This window comes from Shinella sp. R2-11, from assembly GCF_055330205.1.
On record NZ_JBVAPC010000006.1, the window covers coordinates 71,496 to 89,106 of the forward strand.

The 17,611-nt window shown below is 68.3% G+C and carries 23 protein-coding genes; 4 read left to right on the forward strand and 19 right to left on the reverse strand.

Going from position 1 to position 17,611, the window contains the following annotated elements; all coding sequences use genetic code 11:
• Nucleotide 1 precedes the first annotated feature (1 nt).
• The 17 genes from ACZ1A1_RS16155 to ACZ1A1_RS16235 all read right to left on the reverse strand — a co-directional run bounded on the left by ACZ1A1_RS16155 (nt 2) and on the right by ACZ1A1_RS16235 (nt 12,352).
• Complete coding sequence (locus ACZ1A1_RS16155) at nt 2-442, reverse strand: NlpC/P60 family protein (protein WP_463620687.1); 441 nt, start codon at nt 440-442, stop codon at nt 2-4.
• Complete coding sequence (locus ACZ1A1_RS16160; RefSeq protein ID WP_463620689.1) at nt 435-1,319, reverse strand: DUF2163 domain-containing protein; 885 nt, start codon at nt 1,317-1,319, stop codon at nt 435-437. The genes ACZ1A1_RS16155 and ACZ1A1_RS16160 overlap by 8 nt, the downstream gene beginning before the upstream one ends.
• On the reverse strand, nt 1,316-1,951 hold the full coding sequence (locus tag ACZ1A1_RS16165; RefSeq protein WP_463620690.1) for a phage distal tail protein, Rcc01695 family: 636 nt from the start codon (nt 1,949-1,951) through the stop codon (nt 1,316-1,318). Before ACZ1A1_RS16165 ends, ACZ1A1_RS16160 begins: the two co-directional genes overlap by 4 nt.
• A gap of 321 nt (nt 1,952-2,272) precedes the next feature.
• Nucleotides 2,273-2,812, reverse strand: a complete 540-nt coding sequence (locus tag ACZ1A1_RS16170; protein WP_463620691.1) for a phage tail tape measure protein — start codon at nt 2,810-2,812, stop codon at nt 2,273-2,275.
• Nucleotides 2,813-2,815: 3 nt separating this feature from the next.
• Nucleotides 2,816-3,082 carry a rcc01693 family protein gene (locus tag ACZ1A1_RS16175; RefSeq protein WP_463620887.1) on the reverse strand — a complete coding sequence of 89 codons (267 nt, stop codon included), beginning with the start codon at nt 3,080-3,082 and terminating at the stop codon, nt 2,816-2,818.
• The gene (locus tag ACZ1A1_RS16180) at nt 3,016-3,372 is read right to left on the reverse strand and encodes a gene transfer agent family protein (protein WP_463620692.1); all 357 of its coding nucleotides are present in this window, start codon (nt 3,370-3,372) and stop codon (nt 3,016-3,018) included. Before ACZ1A1_RS16180 ends, ACZ1A1_RS16175 begins: the two co-directional genes overlap by 67 nt.
• Nucleotides 3,372-3,779, reverse strand: coding sequence for a phage major tail protein, TP901-1 family (locus tag ACZ1A1_RS16185; RefSeq protein WP_234188668.1), 408 nt, complete (start codon nt 3,777-3,779; stop codon nt 3,372-3,374). The genes ACZ1A1_RS16180 and ACZ1A1_RS16185 overlap by 1 nt, the downstream gene beginning before the upstream one ends.
• 27 nt (nt 3,780-3,806) lie before the next feature.
• Entirely contained in the window at nt 3,807-4,214 is a 408-nt protein-coding gene (locus ACZ1A1_RS16190; RefSeq protein ID WP_463620693.1) for a DUF3168 domain-containing protein, read from the reverse strand.
• On the reverse strand, nt 4,211-4,543 hold the full coding sequence (locus tag ACZ1A1_RS16195; protein ID WP_463620694.1) for a phage head closure protein: 333 nt from the start codon (nt 4,541-4,543) through the stop codon (nt 4,211-4,213). The genes ACZ1A1_RS16190 and ACZ1A1_RS16195 overlap by 4 nt, the downstream gene beginning before the upstream one ends.
• Nucleotides 4,543-5,112 (reverse strand): head-tail connector protein, encoded by a 570-nt coding sequence (locus tag ACZ1A1_RS16200; protein WP_463620695.1) that lies wholly within the window; start codon nt 5,110-5,112, stop codon nt 4,543-4,545. The genes ACZ1A1_RS16195 and ACZ1A1_RS16200 overlap by 1 nt, the downstream gene beginning before the upstream one ends.
• 415 nt (nt 5,113-5,527) lie before the next feature.
• Nucleotides 5,528-6,778 (reverse strand): phage major capsid protein, encoded by a 1,251-nt coding sequence (locus tag ACZ1A1_RS16205; RefSeq protein ID WP_463620696.1) that lies wholly within the window; start codon nt 6,776-6,778, stop codon nt 5,528-5,530.
• A 15-nt stretch (nt 6,779-6,793) separates the two neighbouring features.
• Nucleotides 6,794-7,351 carry an HK97 family phage prohead protease gene (locus ACZ1A1_RS16210; protein WP_463620697.1) on the reverse strand — a complete coding sequence of 186 codons (558 nt, stop codon included), beginning with the start codon at nt 7,349-7,351 and terminating at the stop codon, nt 6,794-6,796.
• Between the two features lie 87 nt (nt 7,352-7,438).
• Nucleotides 7,439-7,747, reverse strand: coding sequence for a DUF6107 family protein (locus ACZ1A1_RS16215; RefSeq protein WP_203318269.1), 309 nt, complete (start codon nt 7,745-7,747; stop codon nt 7,439-7,441).
• Between the two features lie 375 nt (nt 7,748-8,122).
• Nucleotides 8,123-9,256, reverse strand: a complete 1,134-nt coding sequence (locus tag ACZ1A1_RS16220; protein ID WP_463620698.1) for a phage portal protein — start codon at nt 9,254-9,256, stop codon at nt 8,123-8,125.
• A gap of 240 nt (nt 9,257-9,496) precedes the next feature.
• Nucleotides 9,497-10,129 (reverse strand): glycoside hydrolase family 19 protein, encoded by a 633-nt coding sequence (locus ACZ1A1_RS16225; protein WP_463620700.1) that lies wholly within the window; start codon nt 10,127-10,129, stop codon nt 9,497-9,499.
• A gap of 2 nt (nt 10,130-10,131) precedes the next feature.
• Nucleotides 10,132-11,400, reverse strand: a complete 1,269-nt coding sequence (locus tag ACZ1A1_RS16230) for a DNA-packaging protein (protein ID WP_463620701.1) — start codon at nt 11,398-11,400, stop codon at nt 10,132-10,134.
• Between the two features lie 418 nt (nt 11,401-11,818).
• Nucleotides 11,819-12,352, reverse strand: a complete 534-nt coding sequence (locus ACZ1A1_RS16235; protein ID WP_463620702.1) for a hypothetical protein — start codon at nt 12,350-12,352, stop codon at nt 11,819-11,821.
• A gap of 349 nt (nt 12,353-12,701) precedes the next feature.
• Here ACZ1A1_RS16235 and ACZ1A1_RS16240 point away from each other — a divergent pair, with 349 nt between their 5' ends.
• On the forward strand, nt 12,702-13,034 hold the full coding sequence (locus ACZ1A1_RS16240; RefSeq protein WP_203318265.1) for an MmcQ/YjbR family DNA-binding protein: 333 nt from the start codon (nt 12,702-12,704) through the stop codon (nt 13,032-13,034).
• A gap of 97 nt (nt 13,035-13,131) precedes the next feature.
• On the opposite strand, the gene ACZ1A1_RS16245 is transcribed toward ACZ1A1_RS16240, so the two are convergent.
• Nucleotides 13,132-13,617 carry a YcgN family cysteine cluster protein gene (locus ACZ1A1_RS16245; protein WP_463620703.1) on the reverse strand — a complete coding sequence of 162 codons (486 nt, stop codon included), beginning with the start codon at nt 13,615-13,617 and terminating at the stop codon, nt 13,132-13,134.
• A 187-nt stretch (nt 13,618-13,804) separates the two neighbouring features.
• On the opposite strand from ACZ1A1_RS16245, the gene ACZ1A1_RS16250 reads away from it, so the two are divergent.
• The 3 genes from ACZ1A1_RS16250 to ACZ1A1_RS16260 all read left to right on the forward strand — a co-directional run bounded on the left by ACZ1A1_RS16250 (nt 13,805) and on the right by ACZ1A1_RS16260 (nt 17,307).
• Nucleotides 13,805-15,979 (forward strand): transglycosylase domain-containing protein, encoded by a 2,175-nt coding sequence (locus tag ACZ1A1_RS16250; RefSeq protein ID WP_463620888.1) that lies wholly within the window; start codon nt 13,805-13,807, stop codon nt 15,977-15,979.
• 187 nt (nt 15,980-16,166) lie between these two features.
• Nucleotides 16,167-16,760, forward strand: a complete 594-nt coding sequence (locus ACZ1A1_RS16255; protein WP_119258915.1) for a DUF1214 domain-containing protein — start codon at nt 16,167-16,169, stop codon at nt 16,758-16,760.
• The gene (locus ACZ1A1_RS16260; RefSeq protein ID WP_313196634.1) at nt 16,753-17,307 is read left to right on the forward strand and encodes a DUF1254 domain-containing protein; all 555 of its coding nucleotides are present in this window, start codon (nt 16,753-16,755) and stop codon (nt 17,305-17,307) included. The genes ACZ1A1_RS16255 and ACZ1A1_RS16260 overlap by 8 nt, the downstream gene beginning before the upstream one ends.
• Before the next feature lie 31 nt (nt 17,308-17,338).
• Here the strand turns inward: ACZ1A1_RS16260 and ACZ1A1_RS16265 are convergent, their stop codons facing one another.
• Complete coding sequence (locus tag ACZ1A1_RS16265; protein WP_313196635.1) at nt 17,339-17,527, reverse strand: hypothetical protein; 189 nt, start codon at nt 17,525-17,527, stop codon at nt 17,339-17,341.
• Between the last annotated feature and the right edge of the window lie 84 nt (nt 17,528-17,611).

Consider the following 17,611-nt stretch of genomic DNA (forward strand, 5'->3'; position numbering starts at 1 on the left):
ATCAGAAGGTCTCCGGAAAACGGAAGACGCCGGCGATGCGCCGGCGCCAGGCGGGAATGAGCGGCGATTCCAGCACCGCCGCCTGCTCGTAGGCATGGATGAAGCGATCCGCCGGCGTGGCGATGCCGGCATGCTTTGCCGCCATGCCGTCCTGCCAGCGGAAGACGAGGAGGTCGCCGGGGCGCAGGTCCGCCAGAGGCAGCGCCGCCCCGCAATGGCGCGCGGCCGCCTCCAGCAGCCGCTCCCTGCCCGTCCGCTCCGCCCAATCGGGCGCATAGGGCGCGGGCACTTCCGGCTCCGCGCCGTAAAGCTCGCGCCAGACGCCGCGGATCAGCCCGAGGCAATCGCAGCCGACGCCCTTCAGCGACCCCTGGTGCCGGTAGGGCGTGCCGATGAAGCCGCGCGCAACGGCGACGATCCGTTCCCGGAAGGCCTCAGTCATAGAGCGGGCTCCCGTCATGCACGGTCTCGCCGTCGGCATAGCCGTAGCTGAAATCGCTGCCGGGAATATGCGGGAAACCCTGGAAATTGAGGTCGTTGCCGAATTTCGCCTTGCAGGTGGAAAAGCGCTTGTCGCAGCCCGTCGTCACCTCCAGCGTGTCGCCGACGGCGATCTCCGCCGCCATCGGCAGCCACAGCGTCAGTTCGTCCGCGCCCTCCAGCCGGCGATGATCCTCGACATCGGCCGAAAGCCCCTTCGCCGCGCCGCTGATGAAGGACAGCACGCCGTAGCGGAAGAAGCGCTCCGCAAAACCGGAAAGCCCGCTCACCTCGACATGCATGTCGTCGCGCACCGCCGTCACCGTCGCCACCGCCCTGTAGGCCGCAAGGTCCATGCCGCAGCGCGCATCGCCGAACATGGCATCGCACTGGCGCGCATAGATGCGCCCGCGCATCTGGTCGAGCCGGTGCGTCAGCCGCCGAAGCTCCACGCGGAAAAGCCCGCCCTCGCGCCGCACCTCGCCGAGCTCGGCCGTCCTCAGCAGCAGCCGCTGCGACGGGTCCTGCCAGTTGACCGTGAAGACCTCCACCTTCGCGCCGTCATAGCGCCCCGCCGAAAGGTCCTCGGCGCGGATGGCGTCGGCGGAAAAGCCGCCCGAGACGTCGCCGCCCTCGGCCGAAAGCCCGTTGCCGTCCTCCGTCTCGCTCGCCTCGAAGCCGCTGGCGGCCAGATAGGCGAGCCCGTCGAAGGAAAAGTCGCGGTCGTGGTCGGTGAAGCCCATCACCACGCCGTCGCGCCGGGTGACGCGCCAGGCGTTGCAGAGCGTCGTCGCCTCGCCGTCGAGATGGGCCTGGAGCCCTGCCGGTATCTCCCTCATGGCTTGATCTCCACAAGCGGGATGGAGGGAATGCGCCCCGCGTCGAACTGCCCGAGGTCGATGTCGATCCGGTCGGTGTCGAAGCGCACCGGCACGTCGAATTCGAAGCCCGCCCGCACCGTGCCCGACAGCGGCACCTTGCCCGGCTTGAAAGTGATCGTCCCGGCCGTGTAGTCCACCGTATAATCCGCCACCGGCACCGGACTGCCCGCCACCGCGACCGTCACAGTGCCGGTCGCCGGCTTGTCGATCCGGCGCACCGTCTCGCCGCCCGCATCCGCATAGCGCTTGACGAGCTCAAACGTCGCCGTCGTCCCGTCCGCGGTGCCGAGGAACTGGTCCATGGCGCTGACGGCCGCGCCCGGCTCGCAGGACTTGTGGTCCACCGGATCGCGGAAGCGGAACCCGTAGAACTGCCCCGCTCGCGCCTCGAAGAAGGCGAGAACGGCGTAAAGGTCATCGACCGAGCGCACGCCCGAGCCCGCATCGTAACGCCGCCGCGCATCCTGCCAGCGGCGGTTGCGGTTCTCCCGCCCGTTGGAAAGGCTGACGATATCCGTCCGCCGTACCGGCCCGCCGCTGGTGCCGAGCGCCACCCGCAGCGGAAACCGCACCTCATGAAATCCTGCCATGTGGATATCTCCGAAAGTCCCGTCTGCCTGCCGGCATTTGCCCCACAAGGGGGGAGAAGGAGGAGGCTGGCTCACCGTTCAAAATGAAATGCAGAGGGTGCGGCCCGTTAAGTCCCTCCCCCTTGTGGGGAGGGATTTAGGGAGGGGTCTTCCCGTGTAGCGCCCCTGCTGCGCGGGGCCGCCCCCTCTGCCTGCCGGCATCTCCCCCACAAGGGGGGAGAAAGCGTGAGGCTTGCTCACCACTCAAAATAGAATGCTAAGGGAGCGGCACGGTAAGCCCCTCCCCCTTGTGGGGAGGGGTTGGGGAGGGGTCTTCCCCACTCACAAACTCCGCTGCCCCCGCCCCACCGCGCGGGTCAGCATGGCGGCGATCTGTCCCTCGGACTTGCGGAAGCTCGCCGCGTCCGGCGTCGTGACGTTGAAGACGATGCGCGACCCGCCGCCACCGCCATCCGCCGCAACGCCCAGCGCCCCGTCCGGCCCGCGCCGGAGCGGCAGGATCGCTTCCGCCCCCGCCTCGCCCATCAGCCCGAGCCCGCCGCCGCTGCCGAAATAGGTCGGCGAGGACACGACGCCCCCCTTGGCGAACGGCGTGACGCCGCCGAGCAAACTGGAAATGCCGGAGCTCAGCAGCCCTTCCAGCGGCTTCATGCCCACCGAAAGCGCGATATCGCTCATGCGCAGCGCCAGCCCGCGCAGCACGCTTTCCAGCCCCTTGCCGTCCACCACCGCACCCTTCAGCGCATTGGTGAGCGCGAAGCCGAAGGAGCGCGAGCGCGCCTCCAGGTCGTCGAAGACGCTCGAAAGGGCCTCCGCCTCCGCCCGCGTGGCGGAAAGCGGGGTGTCGTTCCTGTCGGCCATGGTTCACTCCTTCTTGTCGGGAAAGGCCCGCATCAGCGCCGCAAGCCCTGCCCGGCCGGGCGTGCCCGCCGAGGGCCGCAGCAGGCCGAGCGCGAAGCCGAGTTCGCGCGGCGTCATCGCCCAGAAATCCCTTGCGGGAAGCCGCATCCGGCAGAGCCCGGCATGAAGCACCGCCTCCCAGGGGAAGGCTGGCGTCTCGCCGCTCAGGCCGGATGCGGCGGCGGAGGGTTTTGCCCCGCCCCGCCGCCGCCGAACGTCGCCTGCAACAATTCGGCGGCGATGCGGGCGAAACCCGCCAGCCCTTCCGCCACCGCCATCGCCGCCACGTCCTCGTCGCTGAAGAGGTTGCCGCCGCCGCGAAGGCCGGCGCCGATGATGCGAATGAGGTCCTCCGCCTTCAACCGGCCACTGGAAAATCGCTCGGCCAGCCCCGTCAGGCTGTCGACGGCGAAGGCCGTCTCCAGCTCCGCCAGCGCGCCGAGCGTGAGGCACAGCACGCGCGTCTCGCCGTCGAGGCAGGCCTCGATCTCGCCGCGATGCCGGTTCGCCCGCGCGCCCATCAGAGCGCCCCGAAGGTTAGCGCACCGGCCGATTCCAGCGCGATCTCGAACAGCACCTCGCCGTCATGCGCGCCGGAATATTCGAGCGATGCGATCTGGAACGGCCCCGCGACCGTGCCGAAATCCGGAATGACGATCTGCCAGCCGGCAATGGTGCCGGCGAAGAACAGCGAACGCACCAGCGCATCGGACGCCTGGTCCTTGAAAATGCCGCTGCCGGAAAGCGCCGCGCGCTGCACGCCCGCCCCGCCGAGCAGTTCGCGCCAGCGCCCCGCCGATTCCGCATCCGTCACGTCGACGAGCGCGGCGTTGAAGGACAAGCGCTTCGAGCGCAGCCCCGCGACCGTCGCAAAGCCCGCCCCGTCATCGATCTTGAGCAGGAGGTCCCGCCCCTTCTGTGCCACCATGGCTAGGTCCTTTCCGTGAAAGAAATGTCAGGCATCCGGCTCCGTCACCGCGCGGAAGCGCATTTCCGCGCGGTGGAAGCGGGACTTGCCGTCACGCCGCAGGCGCGTGTCGAGATGGAAGAGCAGCACGAGGTGATGGCCGGCCAGAACCAGTGGCGCGTCGTGCAGCGCCGCGCGGACGGCGGCCGCGATCGCCTGCGCCTGCCGATGCCCCGCCGCCTCCGACCAGGCCTCCAGCGTCACGACATGGTCCTCGCCCGCCTCCGTGGCGGTCGAATGGTCCGTGCTGTCGATACCGGCGATCACCAGCAGCGGCGCGGCCGGTTCGGCAAGCCGCCTGTCGGTGATGCCCGCCGCGCCAACCAGCGACACCAGCGCCGCATCGCCCGAGAGACGGGCGAAAATGGCCTTCTGCAGGACGGAAGCCGCGCTCATGGCTTGATCTCCTCGCAGTCGCAGAGCGTGTAGCGCCCCGTCTCGTCCGGGTCGCGGAAGGCGCGGATGGCGAAAAGCCGCGCGCCCTTGCGCAGCCGCATGCCGCCGGCAAGGTCATCGCACCGGCGCAGCCGGATGCGGTGCGTCACCGTCACGGGCAGCGCTCCCGCCGCCTCGGTGGATTTCGCCCCCACCGGTTCGATGGCTGCCCAGAGCGCCGCAACAGTGGCAAAGCCCACCGTCACGCCGCCCTGCCCATCCGGCACTTCCTCCGGCCGCTCCAGCACGAGGCGGGCATTCAGCCGGCCGGGATCGATGAGCGCACCCATCACAGCCTCCGCAGACGCCAGGGCGCGACGAGCCGGTCGTAGCCCTCGGGCACCGCCCCCGGCTGGTCCTCGACGGCGAGCACGCCGCGCAGTTCGAACATCACGGCGACATGCAGCAGCAGCGCCCGCTTCAGCGTATCCGGCACCTCCGCGCCGCTCTCGCCGAAGCCGGCGGTGAAATCGATCTCGATGCCGTTCATCGCCCGCGCCGTCGCCGGACGTTCGGGCAGGATGAGCCGGGCCGGCCGCGCCGCGCCGTCGAGGACATAGCCGGCGGTACTCACGTCGACCGGCGCACCGAAATCGTCGTAGACCGTCAGCATTTCAATGGCTTGCACCGGCCCGCTGGCAATCTGAATCACCCTGCCCTCCGGCCAGTCGTCGAGATAGAGGCGCAGCAGCCGCACGATCAGGCAAAGCCCCGTCTCGGCCTCCATATATTGGCGCGCCGTGCGGACCAGCGCCGCCAGAAGCGCATCCTCGTCGTCCGTGTCGAGGCGCAGATGCGCCTTCACCTCGGCGAGCGTGACCGGCTCCACGGCCGGCGGCATGAGTTCGGCAATGGTCATGGCAATCCTGTCTGATGGAGGAAATGCGGGCGCGGCCGGGAGGAAAACCGCGCCCGCGGCACCGGCGGCAGGGAACGCCCGCCGGGGCGAGAGAAAAAGAAACAGAAGAAAGTCCCCCTCTGCCTGCCGGCATCTCCCCCACAAGGGGGGAGAAAGATGGAGGCTTGCTCACCGTTCGAAATGGAATACCAAGGGTGCTGCACGTTAAGTCCCTCCCCCTTGTGGGGAGGGATTTAGGGAGGGGTCTTCCCGTGTAACGCCCCTGCTTCGCGGGGCCACCCCCTCTGCCTGCCGGCATCTCCCCCACAAGGGGGGAGAAAGGGGAGGCTTGCTCATCGTTCGAAATGGAATGCAGAGTGCGTGGCACGGTAAGCCCCTCCCCCTTGTGGGGAGGGGTTGGGGAGGGGTCTTGCCCTCAGCTCGCCGCGAACTTCACCAGCTTGATCGCCTCGAAATTCTGCACCCCGCCGCCGACGCGCTTGGTGGTGTAGAACAGCACATAGGGCTTGGCCGAATAGGGATCGCGCAGTACGCGAACGCCCGTGCGGTCGACGACGAGGTAGCCGGCGCGGAAATCGCCGAAGGCGATGGAGACGCTGTCGGCCGCCACGTCCGGCATGTCCTCGGCCTCGGCGATGGCGAAGCCCATCAGCGAGGCCGCTTGGCCGGGCGTTGCCGGCGGGCGCCAGAGGTAGTTGCCGTCCGCATCCTTGAACTTGCGGATGGTGCTCTGCGTCTTGCGGTTCATGACGAAGCTGGCGCTCTGCCGGTGCCCCGCCTTCAGCGCATAGATCGTGTCGATCAGCGTGTCGGACGGCCCGTTCGCCTTGAAGGCACCGGCCGCGCCCGTGGCGATATAGCCGATATTGCCCCAGCTCCAGCCGCTGTCGGCGACATTGGTATAGCTGAGGAACCCCTTCGGCTTGTTGGTGCCGTCGCCGGAGACGAAGGCCGTGCCCTCCTGCTCGCCGAAGACGATGTCGACCTCCGAGGCGATCCAGCTTTCGACATCCACCGCCGCATCGTCGAGCAGCGCCGCCGTCGCCGCCGGCATGGCGTAAAGCTCCATGGTCGGGAAGGATAGCTCGGCAAGCTGTGCGGCATTGGTCTGCGGCCGCGAGGCCGTCTCCGCTACCCAGCCGCAGGCCATGCCGGAGGTCGCGAAGGGCTTCTTCAGCACCGCGCCGGAGACCTGCCGCACCGTCGCCAGCGCCCGGATCGGCGAAGCGGCGGAAAGCCTCCGGCCGATCTCCGTATCGGTTTCCGGCGGCACGAGATAGCCGCCGTCCGCCGCCGAGCCGACCGACATGGCCTTGCCCTCCAGTGCCCGAAGCGCGCTTTCGTCGCCCCGGCGCATATAGGCGGAGAAGGCCGCCTTGTGCTCGGCCGCCTCGGGCGAGCCCTCGCCAGACCCGCCGAGCGCCGGGCGAGCCTTCTTGAGCGCGAGCCCGTCGAGCACGCGCTTGTGCTCGTCCATGGCGCGGTTGATGCGGTCCACCTTGTCGCGCGTCACCACGTCGGCGGTCAGCTTCTGCTCGATCTCGCCGAGCCGGCGGTCGTTCGTCTCCTTGAAGGCCTCGAAGGCCTCCATGAAGTCGTCGAAGGCGGCGGTCATCGTTTCCGGCACGGCCTTGATTTCCGGCGCGGTCTTCGTCGTCTGCGTCATGCCTGGTCTCTCCTGTTAGCGTTTTATCATCCGGGCCGCCCGGCGCATGGTGCGCACGAGCTCCGTTTCCCGGTCGCGGAACCACCGCGCATTCTTCACGTTCGACACCCGCGCCGAGGGCAGCATGGGAAAGGTGACGATCGATATCTCCCAGAGGTCCGCCTCCAGGATGCGGCGCACGCCGCTGCCCCGGTCGGTCCTGGAGCGCACCGTCTGGAAGCCGATGGACAGCCCGTCGAGCGCGCCCGATTTCATGAGCTGCAGCACCTCGCGCGCCCGGGCGACACCGGGCGACAGCACGCCCTCGACATAAAGCCCGCGCTCGTCCTCGCGGATGGTGCGCCAGCGGCCGATAGGCTCGGCCGGATCGTGCTGGAACAGCATGCGCACGCCCGAGGCGCCGCGCTTTCGCAACGACTGCACGAAGGCGCCGGGCGCAATCGCATCCTTGCCGAGGTCCACCTCCCCGAAGAGGCTGGCATAGCCGGAAAACACCCCATCGCCGGAAACGCCCGCAAGCGTCAGATCGGCATATTTCTTCGTCCGCCAGACCGGCAGGTCGTCGGTTGTCATTGGTCTCTCCTGGAAGGAATTAGGGGTTAGGCAGTCGGCAGTAGGGTTCCCGACAAAGCCGCCCCCCTACTGCCTATTGCCTATTGGCTACTGCCTCATTCGCTCCGCCAGCCGCGCCAGCACGCCGAGCCCCCACCAGGCCGAAAGGCTGGCGGCCGCCGAGCCGGTCAGCAGCACCTCCGCCGGCCCGAGATAGCCCGCGATGCCGAGCCGGACCGCGATCCACAGCCCCGCCGGCCCGCCGAAGACGAGCCCGCAGGCAAGCCCGGTCAGGAAGCGGCACCCCGCCTCGCGGCGGCTTCTCGGCAGGAGATAGATGAGCGAGACGGCCGCGCCCGCGGACGCGCCTATGAGCCGGGCCGTCCACAGCCCGCCGTCGTTTCCGATGTCAGCCATTGTTAAGCCTCTCAGATTATTATGGAAATCCAGAAGGTTCGGCCAAAGGCGGCCGCAATCGCCGACGCGAAGGGGCCGGCGAGGATGATCCTTCGAGTCTTTTGAAGACCTTGCGGTGTTTTGCTCGAAATCCGATTCAACGCCTTCAGAGGTTGAATCCGGAGATCGGCAAAGCGATTTACGCTTCCCGTTTATACGTCTGATTTCGCACGAGAATCGTCGCTGCCCCTCACCCTAACCCTCTCCCCGCAAGCGGGGAGAGGGGACGTGCCCTACGCAACGTTGAAGAATGGGGAAACCGGCGCGGCATATCCCCTTCTCCTCGCAGCCAAGGAGAAGGTGGCCGGCAGGCCGGATGAGGGGCGAACGCTCCCCTCAATACCCCACCGCCCGCCGCTTCTCCTCGTCGGTCAAAAACCCCGCCGTGCCCACCCGCGCCCAGAGCTCGGAGCGCTCCGCCACGAGCCCGCTCACCTGATCGAGGTCCGGCACCAGTCGCAGCCCGTCCCCCTCCTCGGAAAACCACGCCGCGAAGGACGCCGCCGTGCGGCTGACGAGCGGCAGCACGGTCAGCCGCCAGAAGGCGCGGTTGGCCTCCTGGTAATTGGCATAGGTCGCATCGCCCGGAATGCCGATCAGCATGGGCGGCACGCCGAAGGCGAGCGCGATGTCGCGCGCCGCCCCGTTCTTCGCCTCCACGAAATCCATCTCGCGCGGCGAGAGCCCCATCGCCTTCCAGTCGAGCCCGCCTTCCAGCAGCATCGGCCGCCCGGCGCGCGCCGCGCCGGAATAGCCCTCCTCCAGCTCGCTCTTCAGCCGGTCGTACTGGTCGGGCGAAAGGTTGCCGCCCTCCTTCGGCTGGTAGACCAGCGCGCCGGAAGGCCGCGCCGAATTGTCGAGCAGCGCCTTGTTCCAGATCGCCGCCGCATTGGAGAGGTCGAGCGCCATGGAGGCCGCCTCCAGCGGGGCGAAGCCGAGCTGGTCGTCGAGCGGATGGAAGAGCCTCAGATGCAGGATCGCCTGCCCCTCGCCCGCAGCATGCCGGCGCACATGGTTGCCGGTGCGATACTCATAGGCCTCCGGCCAGCCGTCTCGCCCCTCGACGATGCGCATCCTGTCAGGCCGGAGCAGATGCAGCTCGCGCAGTTCCTCGCCCACCTGCACGCCCTCGACGAAGGCGTTGCCGGAGAGCAGGAGGTGCCCATAAAGCGTCTCGAAGAAATCCGTCCCCGCCATGCGCCCGTTCGGCCGGGAAAGCAGCGCCAGGCGAAAATCCTCCGGCCGCTCCGCCTCGCCCTGATAAGCGAGCCACGGCACCGAGGCCGCCGACTCGGCGATCATGCGCACCGCCCGGTGCGCCACCGGGTTCTTCATGAAGCCCTCGCGCGACAGCGAGGCATAGGACCGGCTCGACCAGTGCGCCCGGCCCTCCGCCGTCAGCGTGAAGAAGCCCGACGCCTTGGTTTCCGCCACCTGGCGGCGGCGCTTGAGGAAGGATGGCAGTTTCATGATGTCCTCGATCGTCTCGGTTCGTGATTGCCGGTATCTGCCCCCAAGCAGGGAGAAGGCGGGGAGCTTGCTCACCGTGCAAAATGGAATGCGGCGGGCAATGCCCCGGCTGCGCGGGGCCGCCCCCTCTGCCCGCCGGCATCTCCCCCACAAGGGGGAGAAGAAGGAGGCTTGCTCGTCGTTCGAAATGGAATGCAAAGGGTGCGGCAGGTTAAGTCCCTCCCCCTTGTGGGGAGGGATTTAGGGAGGGGTCTTGCCCTCCTCCCCGCCCAGCGCCGCCAAAAACGCCCGCCCGTACCCGGCAACCCGTTCCGCCCGGTCCAGCCCGTTGACGATCCGCCGCGCGCCCACCCAGTCCGAACCGCTGCCGGGAAAATGATCCGCCAGCCGCCGCCCCGTGAAAGCGCCCTGCAGCATGCCCGCAAACAGGATTTCCACCGACACCGCCAGCTCCATCGCCCGCCCCGGCCGCGCGACGAGGTCGACTCCCGTCAGCGCCGAAAGCCGCTCGTAGTTGCGCCGGTGGGTGATCTGCACCAGCCCGCGCCCGAGCCAGCTCTTGCCGTCCGCGTCCCGCCGCCAATAGGGCGCGGAGACCTGCGGCAGCCGCCCCTCGGAAAAGGCCCGGTCGAGATGCGCGATGGCCGCCGCGTCGCTCGCGGCGAAGGTCTCGCGCACCGGCTGCATGCGCCCGCCCGTCTCGTGATGGGCCGTCGCCAGCATATAGGCGAGGAAGCGGCGGTCGTCCGTCTCGCCGCCCCGCTCGAAGCGGTCGAGGAGCGCCGTCATGCCGCCCACCTGCCCGCGCGCCAGGCGCCCGCCGTAGAGCGTCCCGCGCAGGGCATCGAAGAAGACCTTGCGGTCGATATCCATCGTCAGATCCCTCGTACCCGCGGTTCGCCCAGCCGGTCGATCACCAGCGCCGTCAGCGCCCAGACGAGCGCGTCGAGCCGGTCCGGCGAGCGGCCGGCGGAAAGTCCGTCCGGGCCGAAATCGCACATCTGGTCCTCCAGCTCGGCGAAGGCGCCGGCATGGGCGACGCGCCCCTGCTCGTAGAGCGCCGCCACCGGCTCGGCGCGCAGGAATTTCCCGCGCGTCGCCCGCACCGTCGCAACCGGCAGGTTGGCGTCGACGCTCTTCAGCATCGCCGTCACCATGTCGCCGCCCTGGTTCACCTCGGCCACCACCCGGTCGGCGTCGAAACGCCGAAAGGCGCGCACCACCGCACCCGCCCAGCCCGCCGGGCTCGCGCCCGTCACCGATCCATCCGCCAGCACCACCGCGCGTCCGCTGCCATCCAGTCCCGCGACGACGATGCCGCAGACCGAAGCCGCGGACGCCGTCGCCGGCGGATCGACCGCCACGACGATGCGCGACAGCGGCCCCGGCTGGCGCAGGCGGATCGCCTCCAGCCGCGCCCTCGTCCACAGCGCGTCCTCGCGGTCGGCGATCAGCTCGCCGTCGAGCTCCTGCCGCCCGAGCCGCGTGCCGCCGTAGCGGTCGGCCATGGCGGAAAGGAAGCCCGGCGAAAGGTTCTTCGCATTGTCGGCGGTCGCGATGCGCCGCACCGCCGTCGCCGGATCGGCGGCGAGCGCCCGCAGCAGCGGCACCGGGCGTGGCGTCGTCGTCACCAGCACGCGCGGATCGTCGCCGAGGCGCAGGCCGAATTGCAGCATGTCCCAGGTCTCCTGCGCGTGCTTCCACTTGCCGAGCTCGTCGCACCAGCCGAAATGGAACTGCGGCCCGCGCAGGCTTTCCGGATCCTCCGACGAGAAGATCTGCCCGATGGACCCGTTCGGCCAGACGAGCCGGCGGCGCGAGGCCTCGAAGTCCGGCCGCAAGCGCCGCGCGATGCGGCAGATGCCCGACACGCCGTCGATCATCACCTCGCGCGCGTCGCCCAGCGTCTCGGCCACCAGCGCGATGCGGCTTTCCGGCCGCGCCAGCGCCAGCGCATGCACCCATTCGACGCCCGCCCGCGTCTTGCCCGAGCCGCGCCCGCCCATCAGCAGCCAGACCCGCCAGTCGCCCGGCGGGGGTGTCTGTGCGGTGCGGCAGGTGAAGTGCCAGCCGCGGAGCTGGTGGAGGGAGTGGGGGACAAGCTGTTCGTTTGAAGACGAAGGCACATCGGGCGAGCCCCTCATCCCGCTGCCGCGACCTTCTCCCCGCGAGCGGGGAGAAGGGAGGGATGCTGGGGTTTGCGCTCCATCAGACGCGATTTCGTAGGAGGGCGCGTCGAGCGAGCCCCTCGTCCCCCTGCCGGGACCTTCTCCCCGCAGGCGGGAAGAAGGGTGGGATGCCAGGGTTTCCTTCCCATCGGTCGTTGCCGGAGGATGAGGCATGTCCCCGATCCCCTTCTCCCCGCTTGCGGGGAGAAGGTCCCGGCAGGGGGATGAGGGGCAGTCTTCACCGACCGCACCTCGCCGCCCTAGCCCCGCCTCCAGCGCATCGCCCGCTTCCGCCAGTGCCGCCCGTCGTTCCTCGATCATCCTCAAGCCCGCGGCCGCCGCCTTCACAGTCCTGTCCAATTTCTTGCGCGCCGCCCGGCAGGCCAGCCGCTCCCTACGGCCCGCCTTCCATGGCCGCGGCAGCATCGCCGCCAGCCCCGGCTTCCCGCATCCATTCCTCTTTCGCGGCATGCATCCGCTCCTTCACGCGCTCTTCCACCAGCCGGTCGAATTCCGCCATCAGCGCCGCCTCGTCGTCCTCTCCGCCGGCTTCCGCCTCGGTGCGACCGGCGATCAGCGTGCGCTGCAGGCTGTCGATCTTCTCCAATGTGCGCACGATCAGCGAGACGGCCTCGATAGCCGCCTTGGCGTCGGTCTGGGCCAGCTTGCGCGCGGCCTCGTCGCCGGCATCGTCCGCATCGCGCTCGGCCAGCACCTTCTGGCTCTGGAAGCGCTGGAAGCGCTCGCGCAGCTCCTTGGTCATTTCGAGAAGCATGGCCTGCATGTCGAGGAAGGCATCGCCCGGCGCTTCCGACTTGGTGTCCAGCACCGGCGCCGCGCCGCTCTCGAAGCCCGCGCCCTTTGCCGAAAGCCCGTCATAGACCGCCCATTCCGGCAGGATGCCGTAGAGGTCGAGTTCGATCGTCATATCCGTTTCCATCGCAAGGCCCGAAAATGAAAAGGCGCCCGGTCCGAAAGGAACGAGCGCCTGCCAAAATCTCATCCGGGCACCCCCGCCTCTCTCCGAAAGCGGACATGCCTCATCACCAGGGTTTCTGTACAATTCCAGAAGCGCGACGCGCCGTGGCGGAACTGCCCTGGCCGGCCGCGGGCGGCCATCGCCGAACCTTCAGCCTCCGGAAAGCCCGGCGAACCCGCCGCCCGCACCTTTCCGACCATGACATAACCCTAGCAAACGACCGTGACGCCGTCAAGGACTATTTTCCTATTTTGGCCGAAAACTTTTCCAAGGGGCCGTTCGGTGCTATCCTTCGGCCATGATATCCGACGACCTCATCACGATGGCGCTCGGCATGCCGGGAGCGCGGGAAAGCGCCCATTTCGGGAAGCGGGACTTCCGGGTGGGCGAGAAGGTGTTCATGACCCTGCCCGAGCCCGGCCGCGCGGTCCTGAAGTTCACGCGGGACCAGCAATCGCTGGTGCTGGAGACCGATCCCGGCCTCTGCGCGCCGGTGCCCGGCGGCTGGGGACAGAAGGGCTGGACCTCGCTCTATTTCGACGATGCGGACGGCGAGCGGGTGCGCGCGCTGATCGGCACCGCCTGGCGCAATGTCGCGCCGAAGAAGCTCGCCGCCGCCAGCCTTCACTAGGCAAAAGTGCGCGGCGGCTTGCGTCCGCAATTGCGTGGAAACAAGGAGATGGAGCGACTTTCGCGATCCGGAGAAAAGCGAAAACGCTCTTGGGGCGCTACTTGCCCTCGCCCACTTCCAGCGGCCACGTCACGAGGTAATCCTCGTAGTCGTCGATATCGAGGCCCTCCTCGCTGACGGTGCGCCCGCGCGCGGAGATGCCGGCCTGGTGTACGGTGTCGGGATCGCCCGAGACGAGCGGGTGCCACCAGTAGAGGTCGTGGCCGTCACGGACGAGGCGGTAGCCGCAGGTCGGCGGCAGCCAGGAAATTTCGGCGACGCTCTCCACCGTCAGGCGGATACAGTCGGGCACGGTTGCCTGCCGGTTCTCGTAGTCCGAGCAGCGACAGCTTTCCCCGTCGAGCAGCACGCAGCGGATGGAGGTCCAGGCGATCTCGCCGGTGTCCCAGTCCTCCAGCTTGTTGAGGCAACAGAGCCCGCAGCCGTCGCACAGGCTCTCCCACTCCGCGTCGTTCATCTCGGCAAGCGTCTTGGTCTTCCAGAACGGCAGGTCGCCGGGCTTTTGCGCAGTATTGGTCGTCATGCCCGACCCCTGAACCCCTTGCGGCCAAAGGTCAAGGCCCTTGCCCCCGCGCCCTTCCCCGCAAAATCCGTTCTGTTGTCTTCAAAAGGCTGATATCGTGGCCGAATAAACCGCTGGTGACAGGACGTTAACCAGACCCGGGCAGGCTGCGGGCCGTCCCGTCACCCATCCCGTCACAAGGTATGCGATCGTGGAAGACGACAGCCAGAAGCCCGAAAAACCCCGCCGCCGCAAGCGGCATATCTTCCTGCGCATCGATTCCTGGATCGACTCCACGGTCTGGAACGCCGGCTTCCGCGCGGCGGAGATCTGGGAGGAGATCACCATCTTCTCCCGGCGCTTCCACGTCAAAGGCTGGAAGAAGGCCGCCTTCGAGGTCGCCGGCGAGGGCATGAACCTCGGCAGCGCCGGCTTCGTGCTGCTTCTGGCGCTGGCGCTGCCCGCCTTCGAGGAGACCAAGGGCGACTGGCGCAACCAGAGCGACTTCGCCGTCACCTTCCTCGACCGCTACGGCAACGAGATCGGCCATCGCGGCATCATCCACGAGGATTCCGTTCCCATCGACGAATTGCCGGACCACCTGATCAAGGCGGTGCTGGCGACGGAGGACCGCCGCTTCTTCACCCATTTCGGCATCGACTTCCTCGGCCTTGCCCGCGCCATGAACGAGAACGCGCGCGCCGGCGGCGTCGTGCAGGGCGGCTCCACGCTTACCCAGCAGCTCGCCAAGAACCTGTTCCTCTCCAACGAGCGCACCATCGAGCGCAAGATCAAGGAGGCGTTCCTGGCGCTGTGGCTGGAGGCGAACCTTTCCAAGAAGGAGATCCTGCGGCTCTATCTCGACCGCGCCTATATGGGCGGCGGCACCTTCGGGGTGGCGGCGGCGGCGCAGTTCTATTTCGGCAAGAACGTGACGGATGTGAACCTTGCCGAATCCGCCATGCTGGCCGGCCTCTTCAAGGCGCCCGCCCGCTATGCCCCGCATGTCAACCTGCCGGCGGCGCGCGCCCGCGCCAACGAGGTGCTGAGCAACCTCGTGCAGGGCGGCCTGATGACCGAGGGCCAGGTGATCGCCGCGCGGCGCAACCCGGCGAGCGTCATCGACCGCAACGAGAAGACCGCGCCGGACTTCTTCCTCGACTGGGCCTTCGACGAGGTGCAGCGCATCGCAAGGCCCTTCGCGCAGCATTCGCTCATCGTGCGCACGACCATCGACATGGGCCTTCAGGCCGCCGCCGAGGAGGCCGTCGAGAGCGGCCTTCGCCAGTATGGCGAGAGCTACCGCGTCAAGCAGGGCGCGCTGGTGATGATGGAGAACGGCGGGGCGGTGCGCGCCATGGTCGGCGGGCGCGACTATGGCGAAAGCCAGTTCAACCGCGCCACCCGGGCGCTGCGCCAGCCGGGCTCCTCCTTCAAGGCCTATACCTATGCCGCCGCCATGGAATCCGGCATGAAGCCGGAGACGACCATCGTCGACGCGCCGATCAGCTGGGGCGGCTGGTCGCCGCAGAACTACGGCCGCAGCTATGCCGGCCGCATCACGCTGATGACCGCCATGGCGAAGTCCATCAACACCGTGCCGGTGCGCCTCGCCAAGGACAAGCTCGGCACCAAGCGCATCGCGGAGATGGCCAAGGAAATGGGCGTGGAAACGCCGCTGCGCACCGACAAGACCATGCCGCTCGGTACCTCGGAGCTGACCGTGCTCGACCAGGCGACGGCCTATGGCGTCTTTCCCGCCGACGGCATGCAGTCGCGCCGCCACGGCATCAGCCAGATCCTCAACTACGACGGCAAGATCCTCTACGATTTCGGCCGCGACGCGCCGCCGGCAAGGCGGGTGCTCTCCGAGGAGGCGAACAGCTCGATGAACCGCATCTTCGTCACCATCCCGGTCAACGGCACGGCGCGGCGCGGCGCGCTCGACCGCGGCATCGTCTCGGGCGGCAAGACGGGCACGACGCAGGCCTATCGCGATGCCTGGTATGTCGGCTTCACCGGCAACTACACGGCCGCCGTCTGGTTCGGCAACGACGACTATACCTCGACCAACAACATGACGGGCGGCTCGCTGCCGGCCATGACCTTCAAGCGGCTGATGGACTATGCCCACCAGGGCATCGAGCTTCGCCCCATCCCCGGCATCGAGAACCCGCTGCCGGACGGCAAGAAGGCCACCGAGACCGCCAAGGCGCCGAGCGACGACAATCCGCTGCCCGCGCTCGTTCGTCCCCGTTCGCTCTCCTCCGAGGTCACCCGGCTCCTGAAGGACATCGCCCGGCAGCTCGGCGAGGCAACGCCCCTGAAGGCCGATGGCCGCGTGGCCGCGCTTGACGGGGCTTCCGTGAAGCGGACAGAGTGACGGATAGAGCGTTTCCGCGTTTCTCCGAATCGCAAAAACGCTCTATCTCTTCGTTTCGACGCAGTTCCGGACGCAAGACCGCTTCGCACTTCTGCCGGAATTGCTTTTTGTTTTCGTTTGTCTTGTCGGGAAAACCGGGGTCCACTTTCCCTGACAAACTCCAGCTGATTCCAACGGTCCGATCGTCTTGTTCCGCACGCCCCTCGTCATCGCCACAGCGCTCGCCGTCGCCTTCGGCCTCGGCATCCTGAGCTCGATCTATGCCTTGAGGGCGACAGTCGGCTTCGGCGCCATCACGCTTGGGCCGTGGACGGCCTTCCCGGCAGCGCAGACCGTGGATGCCGACCCCTATGCCAAGGCGCACCGCGCGCGCGATGGAAAGCTGCTGCTCGGCGGGGCGGAAGGCCTCGTCTTCACCGCCGCGACGGACAGCGATCGCCGCACGCTGGTCGAGAACTGCCGCTACGAGATTACCGGCATCACCCCGCCGGCCCGCCTGTGGACGCTGCATGCGACGGACGCACGCGGCAATCCGCTCGCCGGCGCGCGGCCGGACCTGCCGACGGGCATCAACGCCTGGTCGGTGCTGCGCGGCGCCGACGGCGACTTCTCGATCGACATCGCCTCCTCCGCCATGCCGGGCAACTGGCTCGCCGTGCCGGAGGGCCGGGCCTCGTTCCTGCTCGTCATGACGCTCCTCGACACGCCGACGGCCGGCAGCTCCGGCGTCATCGACCTTGCCATGCCCGGCATCAAGCGGCTGGACTGCGCCGATGCGTAGCTTCCTCTACGCCATCGCCATCGGCCTGATCGGCGCGGCGCTGCTGCATATCGTCATCATCCTTTCCCTGCCGAGCTTCACCGGCCGCGACGCCTATACACGCGTGCAGAGCCTCGGCGAGGCGAACCGCTTCTACAAGCTGGCGGAAAAGCCCGGCGACACGCTGGCGCCGATCAACGACGACCCGGCGATGGAGACCTCCGTCTGCACCTTCTCGGTCGAGAACGGCCCGATCCGCCTCTATGCGGAAGGCGACGTGCCCTTCTGGTCGCTCGCCGTCTATGACGAGGCCTCCAACGAGGTCTTCAGCATGAACGACCGCACGTCGGTCTCGGGCGCACTCGACACGCTGATCGCAACGCCCATCCAACTCATCGGCATCCGCAAGGCGGTGCCGCCGGAACTGGAGCAGTCGATCCTCGTGGAGATGCGGGGAGAGGAAGGCTATGCGGTGCTGCGCACCTTCGTGCCGACGGAGAGCCGGCGGAAAGCCGCCGACGGCTTTCTTGCGGACGCAAGCTGCGAGCCCTTCACGCCCGACCAGTAGGCGCGGGCAAGGGTCGACAGCCAAGGCCGCTTCAGGGCCGGCGGGCCGTATCCTGGGCGCCGCGCTTTGCCGTCTTGCCGCGGGGCGCGATCATGGCCGGCGTCAGGCGCTCGTAGCGCACGCCGGTAAAGAGAAGGATCTTCGCCGGCGCCTCCGGGCGGCCGGCCTCGCGCCGCGGCATTCGCGTGCGCCATTCGCTCATTCGTACCACGTCTGCCATTCTCGCCTCCAAGAGAAGAATCGAGACGGATGAAGTACCCCTACAAATCTCACCCTGCCCGCTCGAACGGGCCGGTGCCTCCGG